Origin of the sequence: Candidatus Accumulibacter sp. ACC012 (assembly GCF_907163155.1) — a bacterium.
Taxonomy (GTDB): Bacteria; Pseudomonadota; Gammaproteobacteria; order Burkholderiales; family Rhodocyclaceae; genus Accumulibacter; species Accumulibacter delftensis.
On sequence record NZ_CAJQUC010000020.1, the window covers coordinates 38,216 to 59,240 of the forward strand.

Below are 21,025 nucleotides of genomic sequence, written 5' to 3' on the forward strand. Positions count from 1 at the left end.
TGCTGAGCGGCCTCGCGCCGCTTTCACGCCGCAAGCCCACACAAAAAAGTGGCCACTTGCCCTTGCCTTGCCTTGCCAAAACCAGGCTGGCGTTGGCCAGTCAACAGGAGCCTTCTCGGCTCAGCCTTTTCCGTCCAGCCGTCGACGACGCATAGCGGCCAGGAGAGATGCCAGGTCGAACCCGCCCGGGATGGGTTCGCCGAAGAGAAAGTCGCGGACGTCGTCGACCACGTGCATGTCAACTTCCTGTTGTTTGTCGGAGGCCAGCCCTTTGCGAAAGAATTCGAGTTCGCCCGCGCCACTCAGGTTTTCCATCTGGAAGAAGGCATCTCGCAAGAGCACGTGGCCACCGGGTGCTGCCGTTCCGTCGCTCCGTCGTTCTGCACACGCATCAATTGCGGCGAGAGCATGGTATGACCGACCCGGAACAATGCCGTCGAAAACTCACTGAGGATCGCCGCACTGCTGTTCGCATCGTAGGTGCCGGTGATGCTCGGTGCGGCATCGCCCAGGAGCGCCGGCAGGAACTCGTTGAACGTGATGACCTGGATTTCGGCGCCAACCAGTTTACGGGCTCGTTGATAAATCGCCTCATCATCCCAACTGGGGTTGACGATGGCGATTTGTTCCGCCAGGCGGTTATGCTCGCGCATCATCAAGGTGTGCACGGCAGTGAGTCCGATCTCGTCGTTGGCGCGCAGGTCGCCGGCGACATAGAACTTTGTCGGATCAACGGACCCACCGGTGCCATTGTCCAGGCCGAAGGTATTGAGCGGTAGAAGATTTCCCGAACTGGTCTTGAGTTTTCCGTCGCCGCCGAGCGTTCGCAGCGCCAGCGCGCGCGCTTCGTCCGAACCATAAATCATCGACGCGTCGAGATACGACGTAATTTCGTTGATCTGCTCGCGAGGGCTGCTGATGCCGGTCGATGAATCGTAATTCGAGCGCAGAAAAGGCTTGATCTGCGTTCCCGTGGTAGCGGATCGAACATCGGCTCGCCGGCCGGGATGATGATGTTGAACGGCTCCGGCGGAGAAGCCGCGTTGCTCAAATCGAGATCGTGGTCGACGAACTGCCCCCATTGAAAAACCCAGTCGCTCATCTGGTGGGTATTGGGCAGCATCGTCAATTGGGCGACGACCAAGTTGCTGATCAGCCTCGGATTGGGAAGGCCGGAGCCACTGCTGCCGCGCGGAGCCGAGAGACCATCGTCATAGGCCGCGGCAGCCGCCCGCACCAGCGTGGTCCCGGCAGCTCCCCAGCTCGGGTTGGCCAGGTTGTTGCCTGAGCCGTCGTAGCTACGACCTTCCGCCTGAGCCGCCAGGGGGCCAAGGCGATTTCTGTCAAAAAACATACCATCTTGCTTGTCTTTTCGCCCGCCTTCTGTGTTGCGACAACAGTTACATAGTTCGACTATGCGCCTGTTGTCGCGCCTTGAAGCCGACCGAAAATCCGGCGCAATCTGGTACGTTCCTTTCCGGCAATCGCCTAAGCGCAGCTTCGGAGGTTACTGTTAGCTTTGATGTGTTTGCCCCCCGCGAGACGAAGACAGCAAACCGGGCTCCGGATTTCAGTAGGTCGGGAGCCGGTTCTCGAGATCCGGGGGCGACGCAAGGACAGGAAACGGATCTAGCGAACCACCAGTACCGAACAGTTCGCGTGACGCACTACCTTGGCCGCGGTCGAGCCGAGAAAGTAATCCTGGAAGCCGGGTCGATGTGACGCGATGATGATCAAATCGACATTTCTCTCCTTGGCCACCTTGAGAATGGTATCGTAGGAATGGCCGACTCTTACATCAACATCCATGTGCATGCCGCTGGCTTTGGCTATCGCTTTCAGTTCCGTTGTCGTCAATTCGACTGATTTCTCGAACTGACCTGCCGGCAGGTCGATTGCTGCCCAGTTCGGAATGTCTTCCACCACATTCAGCAAAATGACCTTCGAGCCCTGCGCGCAGTGGCTCGCGGCAAGATCGACGTTGGCCTTACCTTCGACGACGTGCGCCATGTCGATGGGTACCAGAATAGTCTTGTACATGTTGATATTCCTCTTTTTTTCGGTCTGAATGAACCTGCGAATGGACGCGCATGCCAGCTTCACCGGCAAGTATTACCGACGCAAGGCGCCGCGGTCAATCACTGCACGGATTGAGGACATGAAAGCGTCAGAAACCGCCAGAAAAACTTCCCTACCATCCCCAACACACGCCATCCAGCAAGGGGAGCGCCGTGAGCGTCGAGGGCGCTGTCAAGGGCGGAGCCCGGCGAAGCAAAGCTTTTACGGCATCCGAAACGCTCATACCCGCAAGGTCCTTGGGCTGATTGCGGCCGTTCACTGTTACGGCTAGCTCCCCCGCCCGTCCGGCGGAGAGGACTTCCCCACCCGCCCTCGGGGGCCAAACCTCGCAACTGGGCATTTCGTCATACGGGCTTGTAGACCTGCTACCAAGGCGGTTGTTGCTGCAGGATTCGAGGCATGGAGCGGTCTGCGACACACTTCCGGAGGGTTTGCAGCGATCTCCTGGATCGCGTGGGTTCAACCGCCGCGTCGCCGCACCGGCGGCAGACTTGGGCTCTATGTCGTTTCGTGTGGAACGGGCGCTGGTTTTGGCGGTTTGAGGGGGCGGCGATGTCAAGGGCGGACGCAGTCCGGGCGCAGCCGAACCCTTTACATCGCTGCCCGCTCGCTTACGCTTCCTCCGGGCCGAGGAAGGCAGTCTGCCGCCCTCGGCATGGAGGACAATAGCGGCCTTTCCTCTCGCGGCCTCTTCCTCATGATTGAAACGCTGTTCACCCAGGCTCTGGGCCTCGTTGCTCCTTGGCAGGTAGCTGAAGTCATCTTCAAGCCAGAGTCGGGACGGATCGATTTCCAGGTCCGATTTGGCGCGGCCAATCATGCTTGCCCGGCTTGCGGTGCGGCAGCGCAGCCGCTGCATGACCGCTTGGCGCGTTCCTGGCGCCATATGGATTTCTTTCAGTACGAAGCCCACCTGCATGCCGAGGTGCCGCGAGTGGCCTGTGCCGGTTGCGGCAAGGTCACGCAGATCGCCGTGCCTTGGGCGCGAGAAGGCAGTCGCTTCACCCTGCTGTTCGAGGCTTTGACGCTGATGCTGGCGCCGACCATGTCGGTCCTGGCGGCCGGCCGACTGCTGCGTGTGCGCAGTCGCAGACTGTGGCGCGTGATCAATCATCATGTGGGCCAAGCGCGTGCGCAGGAAAGTCATGCCGAGGTTCGCGTGATTGGCGTCGATGAGACCGCCAGTAAGCGCGGCCAGACGTACATCTCTGTTTTTTATGATCTTGATGCACAGCGCTTGCTGTTTGCGACGCCGGGACGGGACAAGGCCACGCTCGGGAAGTTCGCCAGCGACCTTACCGAGCATGGTGGTCAGCCGACCGCGATCACCCATGTCAGCATGGACATGAGCGGCTCGTTCCAGGCCGGCGCCGCCGAGCACTTTCCAGCAGCCGAGGTCTGCTTTGACCGCTTTCACGTCGTTGCTCTGAGCAGCACGGCGCTGGACGAGGTGCGACGAGCAGAGGTCAAGAGCGAACCCGAACTGAAGGGCACCCGCTGGGGCCTGCACAAGAAGCCCGCCGACTGGACCGTCAAACAAACCGAGACCATGCACTGGTTGCAGCGCTCGAACCTCAAGACCGCACGGGCCTGGCGGATCAAGCAGGCGCTGCGCTCCATCTACGCCACCGCCACGACACCTGACGAGGCCACGCCCCTGCTCAAGCGCTGGCTCAGCTGGGCCAGCCGCTGCCGACTCGAACCATTCAAGCGCCTCGGCAGGACGATCAGCAAGCATCTTCCTGGCGTACTCAACGGTTTTAACGCCGGCAAACACAACGGCCGCGTCGAAGCGATGAATCGATCGCTCCAGGAGGCGCGCGCACGGGCGCGCGGCTATCGCCGCGTCGAAAACTTCATCGCCATGGCCTACCTTATCGCTGGGAAGCTCACTCATTTGCCCGCCTCGCCCTTCGCCCCGTTCTTGCCCGTTCCACAGGAAACGACCTAAACCCCAGACTTGGCGATTCGAGCCAAGCAATCGCGAGGCAAGCACTGGACGCACGTCGATCTTGCCTTAATGCCTTCCGGCTGCGGAACGTCCACCCAGCAAGGAATGATGAGTAGCGCCACGGCCTTGCTCCGCTTTTCGTGTTTTAAATTCCTCATTCGGATCGCTCATTCATATATGCCATTGAAAAATTGCGCCCGGGCACGAAGGAAAAAGAGCTCCGCCAAAAATCTCCCCATGGAGGAATGGCCATCCGGACCGCAGGCTCTAAAACTGATAGACATCATAACGAATCAGCCGGCCTTCCAAAAAATATCGCGGCTTCTCAAATAGCGGCTCAGCTTTGCGAGGCCTCTTAATAACCAGCCTTGCGACTTTCACTTCGGCAGCCCGTTTTACAACATCGACGGAATCCAGATCTAGGCCCACAAGCTCTCGAAAAATCTGCATTTCCTTTTTCGGAAGGGCATCTTTTTTTGTTTCTGGAAACATAGGATCAAAATAGAAACTTTGTTTCTTGAGATCCGCTTGGGATAACCGGGAAAGCACATTCAGACTGTTCTCATTAATAAACCGAATCGTTTTCACTTCTGGTCTCGTCGATAGTTTTTGTGCCTCCACAAGCATATACCACAAGACCGCGCACCGCTCATGGGCCTGAACCTGAAAACCCAACTGTGACAAGAGCACCGAGTCGCGGGCCAATCCACAACTAAGGTCCACGACTCTAGTGATACCTTTCTCTATTCCCAGCGCCCGGGCGAGGAGGTTTTTTCTTCCAATTTCTCTTTTTCGATAATTAATATGATCAAGATCGAAGTCAATCTCGAATGCCAACCCGCTTTTGTTATCAAGTCGCAATCTTTCTCCAACAATCAAATACAAACTTGTTCCAAGGCTGGAAGCAGATTCCAACAGCTGACCTGGCCCTTTCCCAGAAAGACAAACAAAACCTAGAGCTTTACTGAAAAGCTCGGCTTTTGATTGCCAAATCGGCGACGCAGCTATGATTAGCGGAGAGTTCATTGAAAAAGCACTTTTCACGAGATTGAAGAAAATTTTTTCGCTGATCCACAACGCGACTGCCAGAACAAAAACCAATTAAGGCGATTGCCGGAAAAGAACGTACCAGATTGCGCCGGATTTTCGGTCGGCTTCAAGGCGCGACAACAGGCGCATAGTCGAACTATGTAACTGTTGTCGTAACACAGAAGACGGGCGAAAAGACAAGCACGATGGTAGGTTCTTTGACAGAAATCGCCTAAGCTTCGCCCCTGACCGCTATTGTTCCTGGCGCCGCAAGAATCCAACGCTGCCAACCAGAGTATATGAGCCTTTGGCAAGCGCCGGCAATCCGGCATTTGGGCCCGGGAGTCCGTGAAAAGTCATACGACCACAAGCACGAGTTCTCGCACGACGGACGTTGAGCGCTCGTCTTGCTCGAGCCTGGACCTTTGCGCATTGGTAGCTACCAGCAGGCAAATGCGCTGGTTAAAAATTCGTGCTCCGGCAGCGGTTGGGGCTGCGGTTCGTCCTCGCGCAGGATGGCGCCCTGACCCTGGCTCTCCCAGAGCGGGCGCGCACGGGGTCTCGATTGGAGCATCGACATTGGTGAAGCGCGCCGGTGCGTCGGCCACAAGCTCGCGCTGCAATACCAGATCGATCCCAATGGGCCCTTGCCTCGCCTGACAAGATTGGCCACGAAGCGCAAAGAATTCGCGACGGCTATGGTTCCGGGAATACCGGCCCCGTCGTCAACCGTCAACCGCGGGCACGGCATTTCAAAACTTTCCCGCCTGTATGTGTAGCAGCGCTCGTCGAAACGGTGCACCGCTGCAGCAGAATTTGAGAGCAAGAGCGTGCCCTTTTACACGCCCCCTTTTTACTTATACACAGAAAATGAACCGTCCTAACAGAGCCGACACAAATCCTTTCCAGATCAGCAGCTTATTCCTATCCAGTTGATTCACAACAGTAAATTATGTGCCTTGTTTCACGGCAAAGTAGGCCGCCACCTTGCCTTTGCGGTGTTTGAAGGGTTTTTTGGCAACTACTTCACAGACTTATCCACAGAAAATGTGCACAACTGCGAATAAATCCATGAGCCTGTCCGTCCTGTGTCCGCTGATTAGCCGCGAGCGGCTGGAGCGGGGAGAACTGCAACAGATTCTGCGCAAACTGGCGAGTCGCGAATACACCATTCCCGGCACTCGTCGGCGGCATCTGAGCGCGAAGACGATTCAGGCCTGGTACTACGCCTGGCCCCTCCACAAGCTCGATGGGCTGACCCCAAAGGTACGCGCCGACCGCGGGCAATCGAAGGTCTCCGCCGCCACCCAGGCCGCCATTCTCGCCGCCAAGCGCGACAACCCGCGGCGCTCGCTGTGCAAGATTCGCCAAATGATCGAGGCGGCCGGCACACTGTCGCCCGTGGCTTCCTCGCCCGCTCGACCATCCACCGTCTGCTTCAGCACGGCCTGTTGCCGGTAGCACTCGGCGCGGTAATGAAACGCAAGGTCCAGGTGAGGCATCCCGATTCCTCGCTCCGGGAAGGCATCCGCTTTCGCGTCCAGCACGGCAGCCCGATCCCCGTGGTGGTGGAGAGCGGGAAGCTGCTCGGCCTGTTCTCGGTCCAGAGTGTTACCGCAAGACTCTTCGAGGTCGCTGGCGAACAGGGCCGATCGGTTGGCCCGACAAGCTTCAGCGGTGCGGTTGGTGGTGGGATGTGGTGGGGGCGTGGTCATCAAGACACGCGTCGCGGCGCAGGGGACTGACGGCCTGAGCCGCCTGCCGTTCTGCGACGGTCAGATCGACGTCTCTCGCCGTGACGAGCGAGTCGGCGCTCGCGTCCGCGGCGACATCCATGCGCGCGATGTCGGCCTGGCGCTGCTGCCGCTTGGCCTACCAGCATTCCCAACGGCATTGATGCCCGCGCCGTCGAACTGAGCCCCTGCGATACGCCCGCGCACCTTCTCCTCCGCCTCGATGTTGCCGGAGAACTGCTGCTCGCCCAGATCACCAGGCGCTCGGCCGCCACGCTGACAGTCTGCCCCGTCCTGGCACTTCAGGCGCAGATCAGGGCCGTCGCGCTGCTTGCCTGAAATTTTCCCAACGAGCCCTCAGGGGGGGCTGGAAGCGATGTGCCTTCGCGGTGCAGAAAATACCGTTTCCGGACCCGCAATGCACCTCCCGGGAGCGCACCTGGCAGTGCCGTATCTACTGAAGAAAATTTATCGTATAAAAGCAGTGCAGTAGGAGTTGTGAAAATCCGTACCAAGCCATGCAACACGAGCATGATTCTTGCTGCAGGTCTGACAACCGTCTTCTGGAAGTCAGCCTGATGAACAATGTATACCGCCTCGAACCTGCCTCGACCTGTGAGCAACTGCCGACCGAGGGAACGCGAAGAGTCATCGCCGACGAAGAACGTGTGCTCTACGACGGCTACTGGATCAAGACCTATCCGGTACCGGTCGATTCGCTGCAAGGAAAGAAATCGCTGATCGAAGCACTCGCCCGGCGACTGTTCAATCACACCGAGCATGGACTCAACATTCCAGGCTGCCGACTAGGCGAAGCGCGGCAGAGTTACGCGACGGAAACCGAGCCGGCGCGGCGGCGGGTCAAGGCCGGGATGCTCGCCGGCGCCCTCTTCAACCGCGCCACCGACATCTTCAGGCGACTGGTCGAGTTGCAGGCAGATGGCATCGACATTCTCTGTGACAATGCCCTGATGCGCGAATGCGGCCATTGCCTGCTCGAAGCCATGGAACTCGGCCGCTACGTCCTGCACCGCAGCGGCGAGGAAGGAATCGACGAATTGTGGGGCGAACCCTTCCGTGCCTTCTCGATACCTGCCGAGGACTTCTACGAGAGCCGCTACGTCAAGATCGGCCAGAGCATGCGCGACATCGACCTGGTCGCCGCGGCGATGATCAGCACCTTCAGCCGCATTCCCACGTTCGAGGCGGTCGAAACACCGATTCGAGACTTCGCCAACGCGGCCAAGGTCAAAAGCGAAACACTACGCACCGACCCGGGCATCTTCGACGTCTGGTCGCACCTGGTCACCGCCGGTGAACGACTGGCAAACTTCACGCCGCAAGCGGCGGCGGAAGCGGGCGAAAAGCGCCCAGGCAGCCCGCTGCACAGCCTATCGGACGGCTTGCAACTGCTGCGCAACGGCCGCGACCTGGTGTTCTACATCGCGCGCGCACGCACGCCAATGCCCAAGAGCACGCACGAATACATTGAACGCTGCGAGGCCTACCTGAGCAGCGGTCGCGTGTCCTTCATGCCGGCGCCGCTGCCCGCTTGAGGCGCACCTGCATACCCACCACCCGGCTGCCGAAACAGGGGTTTGTGAGGTGCAGCGGAAAGGAGAACCGGGCTTAGGCTTGGGTCGCTCTCGCCCATCGGCGCCCTAGACGTTTGTCATTTCATGCTCTCGGGCGGGCGTCGGCCACGAACGGTGACTCGACCAGCAGCAAAGGCCCGCCCGATGCGGGCCTTTGCCTGACTTTCGTCAGCAGGCTCGGGGATGAGAGCCTTGCGATCTTACTTTCTGTAGAAAGTGTTTCATCGGCGAACGGTGGCCGGGTGGGCCTGGGTTCTGGCAGCGGGTGGCTGCAGGTGTTCGCGTTGGTCAGATGGCGCTATTAGAGCCCAACGACTCGTATCTGCAAAACATTGTCTTCCTTCAGGTCGCCGCTCAGGTTGACATGCGTATCTATATGGATACACTGACTTGATGAACACTTTTCTTCGTTCTGATGAGTTTGACGCGTGGCTGGCGTCGCTACAGGACAAGGTCGGTCGTGCCCGGATCATTCACCGCATCCGCGCAGCGGAACACGGAAACTTCGGTGACTGTAAGCCTGTCGGCGAAGGCGTTTCCGAAATGCGTGTCCATTTCGGGCCGGGCTATCGCGTGTACTTCACTCGTCGAGGCGATGTGGTCTATCTGCTTTTGTTTGGAGAAAATAAATCCTCCCAAAAGCGCGACATCAAGCGTGCGATTGAAATGGCGAGAGCCATTGAGAAGGAGGAATCGTGACCAAGTACGCCCATTTTGATGCTGCTGACTATCTCGACGATGAACAAACCATCGCCGAGTATCTGACTGCGGCGCTTGAAAACCCAGACCCCGATGTTTTTCTCACTGCAGTGAGGGATGTCGCACGAGCAAAGGGCATGACCCAACTGGCTAAAGATGCAGGCCTGGGCCGCGAGAGTCTTTACAAGGCCCTCACACCGGGCGCCAAGCCACGCTACGACACCATGCTCAAGCTTCTGCAGGCTCTCGGCGTCAAGCTTTCTGCCTCACCGGCTCACCCATGACTTCCGGCGGACGCCGAAGACTACGGATCCAGGGGACAGCCACAAGCTGCGCTTGTGGTTCCCTCGCTTTGCTCGGCCGCCCGTGACCTTCGACGTTGAACTTCTGCTTTCCTCGGCGTTGGTGCTTGCCTCCCCGTCGAAAGGGTGAGTAGCGTTTTTTAGTAAGCGGTCATCCGGCCTCGCCGACCCAGCACTTTTGCGCGAACCCGCTTGAACGGCGGCAATGCGCAATACAGGTGACGCTCAAGGCACTCCGGTGTGCGGTGTATCTGGCCGCGGCGGGTGAAAAAGAGGCGAAGCAATGTACAGCAGGAAAGTCACCGGTTCGCTCGCTATGAGCACACGGCCATGCTGGTCGACCACCTGCGCGGCAGCCGTATGCTCGCCCCGCTCTATGTCGTGCAGCACTTGCGCGAGCGATGCTGTCGGTTCTCCTTGGGCATGACCGTCAAGCAGCAACTGGATCCGGTCACCACGCCGGCTGTGGAGCGCCGGATCGACGGCCAGCACCACCTCGACATTGCCCTGGTTATCGTGAACGATTTCGCGCGGCGCCGGCTTGACGATCGACAGGCGCTTGTAGACGTGCGCAGCGGAATCGTCCACTGCGCCGGACTTCCTTGAGTTCTTGTTGGCGTAGGGCAACAAACCACCCAAACTCGACGCACGGAATCCGAACAAGCAGCCGTTTGAAGTGAAGCAATCGAGCAGACCTGGTGTTCCCAGGCCTGCTATCGGCCTTAGCCGAACTGGAAGAAAGCGATCTTGTTGCCATCCGCATCGCGGATATAGGCGCCGTAGAACACATCGGGAACACGCTGGCCGGGCTCGCCTTCGGAGCTGGCGCCCAGAGCGATTGCTTTGCGGTACAGCTCGTCGACTTTTTCCTTGGAGCCGGGATTGATGGCGACCATGTTACCGTTGCCGGGGCTGGGGTCGTTTTTATCGTAGGGGACGCAAATGCTGAGCATCGGGGCGTCCATACTGCTGCCGAGAAAGGCGATGCGACCCATGTCCATCAACACCTTGGCGCCCAGGTCAGCGAGCAGTTCGCTGTAAAACGCCTTGGCCTTGTCCATGTCTCTTACACCGATGGTTACGTATCCGATCACGTTTGTAACTCCTTGCTGGGGTGGGTTTTGCGAGCTGAGCACAGTAGCGGAAAATGCCCGGCGGTGAAAGCAGGAATCGCCGCCGGTCTGCCCGTCCCGTGTGCCGGGAGCGGCCCGCACAACAGGCACACGCATTCGGCAAGCACGGTGCCGCCGGCGGAGGCAGGCCTGGCCAATGCCAGTCATTCCTGGAAATGGCCGGGTCTGTCGTCAACAGCGCCATGGCAGGCGAACATGCAGCACTTTCCACGCTCCCCACGATTCCCACGATTCCTTTCCATGGCCGATTTATACTGCCTTCCCGCGCCGATGTTCCGGAGAGAAAGCCACCGCCTGACTCCCTGCGCGTTGCCCATGAGGACCCCTTCAAGCCGCGCGCTTCACCGCAACCAGCCACGCCCAGCCGCTACCGATGCCCGTCGATCACTACGAAAACTTCCCCGTCGCTTCGCTGCTGCTGCCCCGGCGCCTGCGTCGACCCATAGAGGCCATCTATCGTTTTGCGCGCGGCGCCGACGATATTGCCGACGAAGGCGACGCCAGTGACGCGGCACGTCTGCAAGGGCTCGCCGACTATGGCGAAGAAATCGGACGCATCGAACGCGGCGCAGCACCTCTCCGGCCAGCGTTCAACGAACTGGCCGAGATCATCGCCGAATGGCACCTGCCGACGCCTTTGTTTCGCGACCTGCTCGACGCTTTTGCGCAGGATGTGGTCACCAAGCGCTACCCCGATTACCCGCAGTTGCTCGACTACTGTCGGCGCTCGGCGAATCCCGTCGGCCGCCTGCTGGTGCATCTCGTCGGGCGCGCCAACGAAGAGAATCTGCACCGCTCGGACTGTATCTGCACGGCGCTGCAGTTGATCAATTTTTGGCAGGACGTGGCCATCGACTGGCAGAAGGGCCGCGTCTACCTGCCGCAGAGCGACCTCGAACGCTTCGGCGTCGGCGAAACGCAGATCGCCTCCGGACGCTGCAGCGCCGAATGGACAGCGCTGCTCGCCTTCGAGGTAGAACGCACACGCGACTTGATGAACGCCGGCGCAGCGCTGGTCCACCAGCTGCCGGGGCGCATGGGCTGGGAAATACGCTTGACGGTGCAGGGCGGCCTGCGCATCCTGGAAAGGATAGAGCAGACCGACGGCGACGTTTTCCAGCAGCGTCCACAGCTGGGTCCGAGCGATTACCTGTTCATCGCCAGCCGCGCGCTGTTCATGTAAGTGCTACAAGCCGGGCAAGTCATGTGAGAATTGCGACCCTGTGCACCTCCAGAGATTGCGAATGACCCCCGACGAATACTGCCAAGAGAAAGCCGCCCGCAGCGGTTCCAGCTTCTACTACAGTTTTCTCTTCCTGCCGCCGAGCCAGCGCCGCGCGATTACCGCGCTCTATGCCTTCTGCCGCGAAGTCGACGATGTCGTCGACGAGTGTCAGGACGTGCAGATCGCGGCCACCAAACTGGCCTGGTGGCGGCAGGAATTGAGCAGCGTCTACGGCGGTAAACCACAGCATCCGGCAACCCAGGCGCTGCAGGCAGCCTGCGCCGAATTCAACCTTCCGGAAGAGCAATTGCAGGAAATCATCGACGGCATGGAGATGGATCTGCAGCAATCGCGCTACCTCGACTTCAAGGTGCTGTCGCTCTATTGCTACCGTGTCGCCAGCGTCGTCGGGCTGCTGGCGGCCGAGATCTTCGGCTACCAGGACCGCAAGACGCAGAAATACGCGCACGATCTGGGCCTCGCTTTCCAGCTCACGAACATCATTCGCGACGTCGGCGAAGACGCGCGCATGGGACGCATCTACCTGCCGATCGACGAACTGCAGCGCTTCGACGTGACCGCCGCCGACATCCTCAACGCGCGCCACAGCGACAACTTCGAGCGCTTGATGGCTTTCCAGGTCGAACGTGCCGAGAGCTACTACGCGCAAGCCATCGACGCCCTGCCGGCCAGCGATCGCCGCACGCAACGCCCTGGCCTGGTGATGGCGGCGATTTACCGTACCCTGCTCGACGAGATCAAGCGCGATGGCTATCAAGTCCTCAGCCAGCGCACTTCACTGACCCCGATACGCAAGCTGTGGATCGCCTGGCGGACCTGGGCGCGGGGATGAGAGCGGCGATCGTCGGCGGTGGCTGGGCAGGTCTCGCCGCCGCCGTCGAACTGGCCCGGTCAGGGGCACAGGTGACACTCTTCGAGGCCGCCAGACAACTCGGTGGCCGGGCACGCAGCGTCGAGACGCACGGCCAGCGTCTGGACAACGGCCAGCATCTTCTGATCGGCGCCTATCGGGAAACGCTAGAGCTAATGAAGGACGTCGGCGCAGACCCCAGGCAACTGCTCAAGCGCCTGCCGCTCGAACTGAATTTCCCGGCTGGCAAGAACAACCACTTCCGGATGCGCCTGCCGCGGCTGCCAGCCCCCTGGCACCTCGCGGCAGGCCTGCTCGGCGCGCGCGGCGTCGGCTTCGCCGAGAAAATCGGCGCGGTACGCTTCATGCGTTTTCTGCAGGGCGTGCGCTACCGCCTGGACGCCGACTGCACGGTCAGCGCACTGCTCGATCGCCATCACCAGCACGGACTGCTGCGCAGGTATCTGTGGGAGGCGCTTTGCCTGGCCGCGCTGAACACCGCGCCGGAGCAGGCATCGGCGCAGATTTTCGTCAATACGCTGCGCGACACCCTCGGCGGAGGCCGCGCGGCCACCGACCTGCTGCTGCCGGCAACCGACCTCGAGCAGGTATTCCCGGCCGCTGCCGCCCGCTTCATCGTTGCGCACGGCGGGAAAATCCGCCTGGCGACGCGTATCGAAAGCATTGAGAGCATTGACGACAATTTCGAGCTCGCTGGCGAGCGCTTCGATTACGTAGTCGTCGCCGTCGGTCCGCAGCACGCGGCGCCCTTGCTCGCCGGCCAGCCGGCGACGGCCGAAAGCGCACGGCTGCTCGCCGGCTATCGCTTCGAGCCGATCGCCACCGTCTACTGCGGCTATCCACCGCAGCTGCGCCTGCCTTTCCCGATGCTCGGCCTGGCAGCGCAGAACGGTGGCCAGATCGGGCAGTGGGTTTTCGATCGCGGCATGCTATGCGGCACGCCAGGAGTGATCGCCTTCGTGCTCAGCGGCCATGGCGCCTGGGAGAAACTCGACAAGCCAACGCTGGTTGCGCAGCTCGACAGCGAACTCTCGGCAGCGCTGTGCACCCGCCTACCGGCGATCGAATGGCAACAGGTGATCCGCGAACAGCGCGCGACGTTCTCGTGCCGCCCGGGCCTGCATCGCCCAGCCGCACGCACCGCGCGCAACGGTTTGTGGCTGGCCGGCGACTATGTATGCGCCGACTACCCGGCGACGCTCGAAGCAGCGGTGCGCAGCGGCCTGGCCGCTGCGCGCGGCATACTGCTCGAAAGCCGCAGCTGAGCGCGCGCTCAGGCGGGCGCTTTCCAGCTCTCGAGGCGCGTCCGCGAGCAGTCAACGGTCGCCGCAGAGAAGAGCTCGGAGTGGCGGAGGACGACTTCCTCGAAAGCGTAGTCCTCGAGACCCAGTTCGAGCAGTGCCGGATAGCTGCCGACGTCAACGTCACGATTCACGGCGCGCTCGACGGCGCCGATGATGCCATGGCGCTTGATCAGCTGCCAGGTACGCAGATCGCGCGTGGCCTTGCCATTCCTGGCCGAGAGCACGCCTTCGTAGGCATAAACTGCCTCCAGGCACTGCCGTTCGGGCTCGCTGTTCGCTCCGTATTTCTCGGCACGCAATTCGAGCGCACGCTTGCGCGCCGCGACCGCCAGGTCGGGGCGCCCGCGTTCGAGAACGTTCTTCTCGAACATGGTGCACTCTTCCGGCGTCTTGAGGTTTGCTACTCGTTCGACCATCAGCGACATAAGATTCCTAAGCTATTGAACTACAGTGGTTACTACCAGCGCGGAAGGAAATGGGACATCTCCTCCCTCGGCGCCTCGTTTCTCGCCCAGCCTGCTACGACTTCTCCAGCGGCTCGGCACTGACTTCTTCCAGCTGTCCGGCTTCCATACGCAGGCGACGACGGCAACGCGCGGCGATCTCCTCGTCATGGGTGACCAGAATCAGGGTCGTCGCACTTTCAGCGTTGATCGCAAACATCAGGTCGATCACCTGATGTCCGGTCACCGCGTCAAGGTTGCCAGTCGGCTCATCGGCCAGCACCAGTCCTGGCCGCGGGGCAAAGGCGCGGGCCAGAGCCACGCGTTGCTGCTCCCCACCCGAGAGATGCTTCGGATAATGCTTCAGACGGTGCCCCAGCCCAACCCGCTGCAACCAGCGCTCAGCCTCGCTGCGAGCGTTCGGCGTAGCCGCCAGCTCCAGCGGCAACATGACATTTTCGATCGCCGTCAGCGATGGCAGCAACTGAAAAGTCTGAAAGACAAAACCCAACATCCGACCACGCAATACGGCGCGCGCATCCTCATCCAGCGTCCCCAGGTTCTCGCCCGCCAGGACCACCGAGCCCGCACTCGGCTGGTCGAGGCCAGCCATCAGACCAAGCAGGGTAGACTTGCCGGAACCCGAGGCGCCAACAATGGCCACTGTCTCGCCCGCCGCGACGGCGAACGAAATCTCGTGCAGAATGGTCAACGGCTGGCCGCCGCTATCCACCCGTTTGGCCAGATCGCGAACCTCTATCACCATTGCTGCGGCATCTCCTACCACGCTACCATGCTCCGTTTATTGATCTTGCGCTCCCTGCTACTCGCCGGATTGCTGCTACTTGCCCCCGCTGCACAGGCGGCGCGTACCATACTGATCTTTGGCGATTCGCTTTCGGCGGGCTACGGCATCCGCCAGGAGGCGTCCTGGCCAGCCTTGCTAAGCCGACGCTTGCAGGAGAAGAAGCTCGATTATAACGTCGTCAATGCCAGCATCTCTGGAGAAACATCCGCCGGAGGCCGTACGCGCATCGCCGCGGCACTGCGAAAACACTCCCCACAGATCGTCATCGTGGCCCTTGGCGCCAACGACGGCTTGCGTGGCCTGCCGCTGGCGCAGCTGCGCGAGAACCTCAGCGCCATCGTCACCAGCGCCAAGGATAGCAAGGCGCAGGTGCTCCTGGTCGGGCAGCGCATCCCGCCCAATTATGGTGCGTATGCGAGCCAATTCCACGCCAGCTTCGGTGCCGTGGCCGAAGCCCGCAAGGCCGCACTGGTGGACTTCCTGCTCGCTGGAGTGGCGACCACGCCACAACTGTTTCAGGCCGACAACCTGCATCCGACCGCTGCCGCCCAACCCCAGCTACTCGACAACGTCTGGCAAGGGCTGGCGCCGCTGCTAAAATAGCAGGCTGCCAACCAAGGAACTTGCCGAGCATGCAGGCAGCCGTATGAAACGCGATATCGCGACCCTCGAACAACTCAGCGAACTGTCTACCTTTGACCAGGTCATCGACGTTCGCTCGCCCGGCGAGTTTGCCGAGGACCACATCCCGGGCTCGATCAACTGTCCGGTACTCGACAACCAGCAACGTATCGAAGTCGGTACGCTCTACAAACAGGTGTCGCCCTTCGCGGCCAAAAAGCTTGGCGCCGCCTACGTGTCCACCAACATTGCCAAGCATCTGCAGGCACAGTTCTTTGACTGCGCGAAGAGCTGGCGCCCGCTGATCGTCTGCTGGCGTGGTGGCCAGCGCAGCGGCGCCATGACCTACGTTTTCCGGCGTGTCGGCTGGGACGCGCTACAGTTGGAAGGCGGCTACAAGGCCTATCGCCGCCTGGTCGTCGAAGACCTCGCCGAGCTGCCGCGAAAACTGCAGTTCAAGGTCCTCTGCGGCGCCACTGGCAGCGCCAAGAGCCGCATTCTGCAGGCCATTGGCCGGCGCGGCGAGCAAGTCCTCGATCTCGAGGAACTGGCCTGCCACAAGGGTTCGGTGCTGGGCGTCCTGCCCGACTCGGCGCAACCGTCACAGAAAATGTTCGAGTCGCAATTGCTGACCGCGCTGCGCGCACTGGACTCGAATCGCCCGATCTATGTCGAAGCCGAAAGCCGCAAGATCGGTTCGCTGCAAGTGCCGGCCGCACTGATCGAAACGATGCGCGGCGGCGAATGCTTCACTATCGAAGCGTCTTTCGCCGCGCGGGTCGATTTTCTCTTGCGCGACTACGATTATTTCCTGCTTGCCCCGGCACGACTGAACGCCTGCCTGCATCCCTTGCGCACCCTGCAGAGCGCGGAAACCCTCCTGCGCTGGCAGGACTACGTGCGCGACGCGCAGTGGCGAGAACTGGTCAGCGAACTGCTCGAACTGCACTACGACCCGCTCTACAGTCGCTCGCAAACGCGAAACTACGGCGGATTCGCAGCGCCCGCACGCTTCACCAGCGACGACCTGACCCCGGTCGGCGTCGAAGCCCTGGCACTGAAAATTTGCGGCGGATAGTTGCGGAGTCGAATAGTCGGATCAGCAGTGGGAGTCGCCGTCAGAGCCGAGCCGCAATCGCCCCTCGCGTGCCGCACAAGCGTTGCACCATTGCCGGCTTCGGCGCATCGACCTGACCTTCCTCGAAAGCCGCCACCTGCCAGCCGCGCTCGCGCACCCAGCCAAGCATCTCCTGCGAGCGCAGCAGAAAGTCCGGATTCGACGGTTTGCCGTAGCGCTCATTGCCGACCATGAAGGTTTCGTAGAGCAGGACCCCCGGTTCGGCGAGGCAGGCCAGGAGTTCTTCGATGCGCGGGCGATAGAGGTAATTGGTGACCACGATCCCCGCGAACAGGCGGCCATGGTATGGCCAACTGCCGCCTTCCAGGTCAGCCTGGCGCGGCGTCACCCGCGCGATGCCCTGCAGCGACGCAAGCGCCAGGGGACTGCGATCGACCGCCTCGACCTGGTAAGCAAGCCCCGCCAGCAAACGCGCATGGCGGCCAGTCCCACAGGCCAGATCAAGCACCTCGCCATGCTCGGGGATCAGGCGCGCAAAACGGCGTATCCAGGGCGATGAGTGGAATTGAGGAGATGGCGGCGATTCATCGGGAGAAGCTGCCATGTGCGGTCTTCCTTCCTTTATCATTAGCCAACCTTTTCGGAGAGCACAGCATGGCACAAGAAAAAGCGCCCGTGGTCGTTAGCGAAAACGGTCGGGGACCCTACCAACAGACAGTTCGCCTCGGCAGGCACACGCTGATTGCCGATGAACCTCTGGCCATGGGCGGCGAAGACGCGGGCCCTGAACCCATGGATTTCCTGCTCGCCGGCCTTGGCGCCTGCACCTCGATCACTCTGCGCATGTATGCCCAACACAAGAGTTGGCCGCTGACCGGGGTCAGCGTCGCGCTGATACACGACAAGCTCGACCTTGACAATGGCCGCGGCACGGTCGATCGCATTGCCCGCGTGATCACCCTGGAAGGCGAGCTGACAGCGGAGCAACGGCAGCGCCTGCTGGCCATCGCCAACAAGTGCCCAATGCACCGTACCCTGCAATCCGACACACGCATCGACAGTCGGCTCAGCGATCTTTGCGCGGCAGCAGCAAACGCCGCCTAGGCCGAATTCCTGGGCACTGGGAAGCAGCCGCAAACAACACGACTCGGGGGCGTAGCGGTGCTCCCCTGCATGCTCGAGGGGTGACAAATGTCGCAGCTGGGGGTCAGGGCGACCGCCATATTTCGAGACTCGACGGGCCATCTGTGGTAAATTGATGCGGTGCAACATCAACCTGTACCGCGCCTCACAAACACGAGGTGAAAGTCCCCAATGCTAGAACATCACTACCTCACTACGCTGTTTGAACCGAAATCTGTCGCGGTAATCGGCGCCTCCGACCGAGCGAACTCGGTCGGCAACGTGCTCTTCAAGAACATCCTCGATTCTGGCTACAAAGGTCGTCTGTATCCGATCAACACGAAGCACGACACGGTCCAGGGCGTGCCTGCGTACAGGTCCATCGAAGAGATCAGCGCCCGTGTCGAGCTCGCGGTCATCGTCACCCGACCGCAGACGGTGCCGAGAATCGTCGAGCAATGCGGCCGCAGCGGCGTCAAGAACGCCATCGTCATCTCGTCCGGCTTTGCCGAGGCAGGGCACTCGGGGGCTGCGCTCGAACGCAAGATGATGGAGATCGCCCGCAGCTACGGAGTCCGCCTGCTCGGCCCGAACTGCCTGGGGATCATTCGTCCGGACCTTGGCCTGAATGCCACTTTTGCCAGCGTGCACGCGCACGTCGGCAATCTGGCGCTGGTTGCGCAGTCGGGCGCCATCTGCTCGGCCGTTCTCGACTGGGCCTCCAGCAACCGCATCGGCTTTTCCAGCGTCATCTCGCTGGGGGGCACCGCCGACGTCGATTTCGGGGAGATCCTCGACTACCTGATCTATGACAACCGCAGCCATTACATCCTGCTCTACGTCGAAGGCATTCGCGACGCCCGCCGCTTCATGAGCGCGCTGCGCTCGGCGGCGCGCGTCAAGCCGATTGTCCTGCTCAAGGCCGGTCGCCACGCTGGCGGACTGGCAGCCGTCGAAACGCATTCCGGCATGGCCGCCGGCTCGGATATCGTTTTCGATGCCGCCGTGCGCCGTGCCGGCGTGGTGCGGGTGAAGAACATCGGGCAGCTGTTCTACGCCGCCAAGGCGCTGGCCTCGAAATTCCGTCCGCAAGGAAAGCGCCTGGCGATCATCACCAACGGTGGCGGACCCGGAGCCATGGCTGCCGACCGTGCCGGCGACCTCGATATCCCGCTTGCCGAGTTGTCACCAAGCACCATGCAGGTGCTCAACGCGAAAATGCCGGCGACCTGGTCGCAACGCAATCCGGTGGACATCGAAGGCGATGCGACCGCCAAGCGTTATCACGACGCGATTCTCGCCGTTGCCGAGGACAGCGAAGTCGACGGTGTTCTGGTGATGCTGTCACCGCAGGCAATGACTGACCCGATGGCAGTCGCCAAAGCCGTCATCGAAGTCGACCTGCTGACCGCCAAGCCGATTCTCACCTGCTGGATGGGCGAGGAGCAGGTCGGGGAATCACGCGCCATGCTCGAAGAAGCCGGTATCCCGTCTTTTCGCATGCCGGAAACCGCTGTCGAGCTCTACTACCATATCTCGACCTACTACTGGAACCAGAAGCTCCTCTTGCAGACCCCGGCGCCCTTGTCCAAGGACGCGCGCCCGGAAACCGAAGGTTCCAAGATGTTGATCGACGCGGTACTGCACGAACGCCGCAAGATTCTCTCGGAAATGGAATCGAAGGCGATCCTGCGCGCCTTCCGCATTCCGGTCGCGCAGACCATGGTCGCGCACACGCCAACCGAATCGCTGCTGCTGGCCGAACAGATCGGTTTCCCGATTGCCATGAAGATCGATTCGCCGGACATCGTCCACAAGAGCGAAATCGGCGGCGTGCGGCTGAACATCACCAATGCGCCGGCCGTTCGCAACGCCTATCACGACATCATCGAAACGATCAAGAAACGGCACCCGACGGCGCGCGTCAATGGCGTCTCGATCGAACCCTATCTGGCGCGCCCGCACGGTCGCGAGCTGATGATCGGCGTGTCGCGCGATCCGATTTTTGGTCCGATCATCACTTTCGGCGCCGGCGGCACCGAGGTCGAGGTTTTCAGCGACCGGGCAGTCGCCCTGCCACCGCTCAACCGCTTCCTGGCGCGTGACCTGATTGCGTCGACGCGGGTGTCGAAACTGCTCGACGAGTTCCGCAACATGCCGCCGGTCAACCTCGAAGCCCTGGAAGACGTCCTGCTGCACGTCTCGCAAATGATCTGCGAGCTGCCGTCATTGCAGGAACTCGACCTCAACCCGCTGATCGTCGACGAGAACGGCGCCATCGCCGCCGACGCGCGCATCGTGATCGACTACGCGGCGCCATCGGGCGACCGCTATTCGCATATGGCGATCCACCCCTACCCGGTGCATCTGATCCAGGACTGGGAATTGCCCGATGGCCGCATGGTCACCATCCGCCCGATCCGCCCGGAAGACGCCGAGCGCGAAAAGCAGTTCGTCATCTCGATGTCCGAGGAAAGCAAGTACTACCGTTTCATGGACACCATCCGCGAGTTGACGCAGACCATGCTGGTACGCTTCACGCAGATCGACTACGACCGCGAAATGGCCTTGATCGCGACAATCCTCGACGGTGAAGGCAAGGAAGTGCAGATCGCCGTCGCCCGCTACGTGACCAACCCGGACGGCGAATCGGTCGAGTTTGCCCTGGCCGTCGCCGATGACTGGCAAAAGCACGGCGTCGGCCGCAAGCTGATGAGCGCGCTAATCGCCTGCGCGCGCGCCAAAGGCTACCGGACGGTCGTCGGCGACGTGCTGTCGATGAACACCAAGATGTTCAGTCTGATGACCAAGCTCGGTTTCACGATTCACCCACACCCCGACGACCCGGCAGTCAAGCGCGTCATCAAGCCCCTTAACACTTAAAGGCCTGTCCGCTTCGCGGTTAGCGGGCCGGGTGCCGTCTTGGCCCCACCGTTCAAGTCGGAGCAGCGGCAAAAAGCGACCAGACCCTGTGCGGGCCTGGTCGCTTTTTGCCGCAAACTCCCTGAAGA

Annotated in this window: 21 protein-coding genes and 1 pseudogene; 13 read left to right on the plus strand and 9 right to left on the minus strand. The window is 61.1% G+C overall.

Going from position 1 to position 21,025, the window contains the following annotated elements:
• Window positions 1-120: 120 nt before the first annotated feature.
• From QZ648_RS19545 to QZ648_RS19560, 3 genes and pseudogenes are all read right to left on the minus strand, one after another.
• Entirely contained in the window at window positions 121-315 is a 195-nt protein-coding gene (locus QZ648_RS19545; protein ID WP_291998037.1) for a hypothetical protein, read from the minus strand.
• Window positions 303-1,354, minus strand: a pseudogene (locus QZ648_RS25150) (peroxidase family protein). Before QZ648_RS25150 ends, QZ648_RS19545 begins: the two are co-directional and overlap by 13 nt.
• 275 nt (window positions 1,355-1,629) lie before the next feature.
• On the minus strand, window positions 1,630-2,040 hold the full coding sequence (locus QZ648_RS19560) for a universal stress protein (protein WP_169067354.1): 411 nt from the start codon (window positions 2,038-2,040) through the stop codon (window positions 1,630-1,632).
• A gap of 694 nt (window positions 2,041-2,734) precedes the next feature.
• Here QZ648_RS19560 and QZ648_RS19565 point away from each other — a divergent pair.
• Complete coding sequence (locus QZ648_RS19565) at window positions 2,735-4,030, plus strand: ISL3 family transposase (protein ID WP_291996641.1); 1,296 nt, start codon at window positions 2,735-2,737, stop codon at window positions 4,028-4,030.
• Window positions 4,031-4,297: 267 nt separating this feature from the next.
• On the opposite strand, the gene QZ648_RS19570 is transcribed toward QZ648_RS19565, so the two are convergent.
• Window positions 4,298-5,107: a class I SAM-dependent methyltransferase gene (locus QZ648_RS19570; protein WP_291998039.1), complete on the minus strand. Its 810-nt coding sequence runs from the start codon at window positions 5,105-5,107 to the stop codon at window positions 4,298-4,300.
• Between the two features lie 1,023 nt (window positions 5,108-6,130).
• Between QZ648_RS19570 and QZ648_RS19575 the strand changes: the two genes are divergently transcribed.
• From QZ648_RS19575 to QZ648_RS19595, 5 genes are all read left to right on the plus strand, one after another.
• Complete coding sequence (locus QZ648_RS19575; protein ID WP_291998040.1) at window positions 6,131-6,520, plus strand: hypothetical protein; 390 nt, start codon at window positions 6,131-6,133, stop codon at window positions 6,518-6,520.
• A 246-nt stretch (window positions 6,521-6,766) separates the two neighbouring features.
• The gene (locus tag QZ648_RS19580) at window positions 6,767-6,976 is read left to right on the plus strand and encodes a hypothetical protein (protein WP_291998041.1); all 210 of its coding nucleotides are present in this window, start codon (window positions 6,767-6,769) and stop codon (window positions 6,974-6,976) included.
• A gap of 394 nt (window positions 6,977-7,370) precedes the next feature.
• Window positions 7,371-8,348 carry a hypothetical protein gene (locus tag QZ648_RS19585; RefSeq protein ID WP_291998042.1) on the plus strand — a complete coding sequence of 326 codons (978 nt, stop codon included), beginning with the start codon at window positions 7,371-7,373 and terminating at the stop codon, window positions 8,346-8,348.
• 432 nt (window positions 8,349-8,780) lie between these two features.
• Window positions 8,781-9,086, plus strand: coding sequence for a type II toxin-antitoxin system RelE/ParE family toxin (locus tag QZ648_RS19590; protein ID WP_291998043.1), 306 nt, complete (start codon window positions 8,781-8,783; stop codon window positions 9,084-9,086).
• Entirely contained in the window at window positions 9,083-9,370 is a 288-nt protein-coding gene (locus QZ648_RS19595) for an addiction module antidote protein (protein WP_291998044.1), read from the plus strand. Before QZ648_RS19590 ends, QZ648_RS19595 begins: the two co-directional genes overlap by 4 nt.
• 243 nt (window positions 9,371-9,613) lie before the next feature.
• Here the strand turns inward: QZ648_RS19595 and QZ648_RS19600 are convergent, their stop codons facing one another.
• A complete protein-coding gene (locus QZ648_RS19600; protein ID WP_291998045.1) occupies window positions 9,614-9,976 on the minus strand; it encodes a hypothetical protein in 363 nt (120 codons plus the stop codon).
• A gap of 134 nt (window positions 9,977-10,110) precedes the next feature.
• The gene (locus QZ648_RS19605; RefSeq protein ID WP_291998046.1) at window positions 10,111-10,482 is read right to left on the minus strand and encodes a VOC family protein; all 372 of its coding nucleotides are present in this window, start codon (window positions 10,480-10,482) and stop codon (window positions 10,111-10,113) included.
• A 412-nt stretch (window positions 10,483-10,894) separates the two neighbouring features.
• Here QZ648_RS19605 and hpnC point away from each other — a divergent pair, with 412 nt between their 5' ends.
• From hpnC to hpnE, 3 genes are all read left to right on the plus strand, one after another.
• Window positions 10,895-11,704, plus strand: a complete 810-nt coding sequence (gene hpnC / locus QZ648_RS19610) for a squalene synthase HpnC (RefSeq protein ID WP_291998047.1) — start codon at window positions 10,895-10,897, stop codon at window positions 11,702-11,704.
• A gap of 61 nt (window positions 11,705-11,765) precedes the next feature.
• Window positions 11,766-12,599, plus strand: coding sequence for a presqualene diphosphate synthase HpnD (gene hpnD, locus QZ648_RS19615; protein ID WP_169065406.1), 834 nt, complete (start codon window positions 11,766-11,768; stop codon window positions 12,597-12,599).
• Window positions 12,596-13,903, plus strand: coding sequence for a hydroxysqualene dehydroxylase HpnE (gene hpnE / locus QZ648_RS19620; RefSeq protein ID WP_169065405.1), 1,308 nt, complete (start codon window positions 12,596-12,598; stop codon window positions 13,901-13,903). Before hpnD ends, hpnE begins: the two co-directional genes overlap by 4 nt.
• Before the next feature lie 8 nt (window positions 13,904-13,911).
• Here hpnE and QZ648_RS19625 read toward each other — a convergent pair whose 3' ends face one another.
• Together QZ648_RS19625 and QZ648_RS19630 are read right to left on the minus strand one after the other, a co-directional pair.
• Window positions 13,912-14,367 (minus strand): hypothetical protein, encoded by a 456-nt coding sequence (locus tag QZ648_RS19625; RefSeq protein WP_291998048.1) that lies wholly within the window; start codon window positions 14,365-14,367, stop codon window positions 13,912-13,914.
• 94 nt (window positions 14,368-14,461) lie between these two features.
• Window positions 14,462-15,151 (minus strand): ABC transporter ATP-binding protein, encoded by a 690-nt coding sequence (locus QZ648_RS19630; protein WP_169065403.1) that lies wholly within the window; start codon window positions 15,149-15,151, stop codon window positions 14,462-14,464.
• A gap of 27 nt (window positions 15,152-15,178) precedes the next feature.
• Here QZ648_RS19630 and QZ648_RS19635 point away from each other — a divergent pair, with 27 nt between their 5' ends.
• Together QZ648_RS19635 and mnmH are read left to right on the plus strand one after the other, a co-directional pair.
• The gene (locus QZ648_RS19635) at window positions 15,179-15,796 is read left to right on the plus strand and encodes an arylesterase (protein WP_169065402.1); all 618 of its coding nucleotides are present in this window, start codon (window positions 15,179-15,181) and stop codon (window positions 15,794-15,796) included.
• Window positions 15,797-15,839: 43 nt separating this feature from the next.
• Window positions 15,840-16,892: a tRNA 2-selenouridine(34) synthase MnmH gene (mnmH, locus tag QZ648_RS19640; protein ID WP_169065401.1), complete on the plus strand. Its 1,053-nt coding sequence runs from the start codon at window positions 15,840-15,842 to the stop codon at window positions 16,890-16,892.
• Between the two features lie 40 nt (window positions 16,893-16,932).
• On the opposite strand, the gene QZ648_RS19645 is transcribed toward mnmH, so the two are convergent.
• Complete coding sequence (locus tag QZ648_RS19645; RefSeq protein ID WP_248595220.1) at window positions 16,933-17,496, minus strand: class I SAM-dependent methyltransferase; 564 nt, start codon at window positions 17,494-17,496, stop codon at window positions 16,933-16,935.
• 50 nt (window positions 17,497-17,546) lie between these two features.
• Here QZ648_RS19645 and QZ648_RS19650 point away from each other — a divergent pair, with 50 nt between their 5' ends.
• Together QZ648_RS19650 and QZ648_RS19655 are read left to right on the plus strand one after the other, a co-directional pair.
• The gene (locus tag QZ648_RS19650; protein WP_169065399.1) at window positions 17,547-17,996 is read left to right on the plus strand and encodes an OsmC family protein; all 450 of its coding nucleotides are present in this window, start codon (window positions 17,547-17,549) and stop codon (window positions 17,994-17,996) included.
• Window positions 17,997-18,206: 210 nt separating this feature from the next.
• Window positions 18,207-20,897 (plus strand): bifunctional acetate--CoA ligase family protein/GNAT family N-acetyltransferase, encoded by a 2,691-nt coding sequence (locus tag QZ648_RS19655; RefSeq protein ID WP_169065398.1) that lies wholly within the window; start codon window positions 18,207-18,209, stop codon window positions 20,895-20,897.
• Window positions 20,898-21,025 lie beyond the last annotated feature (128 nt).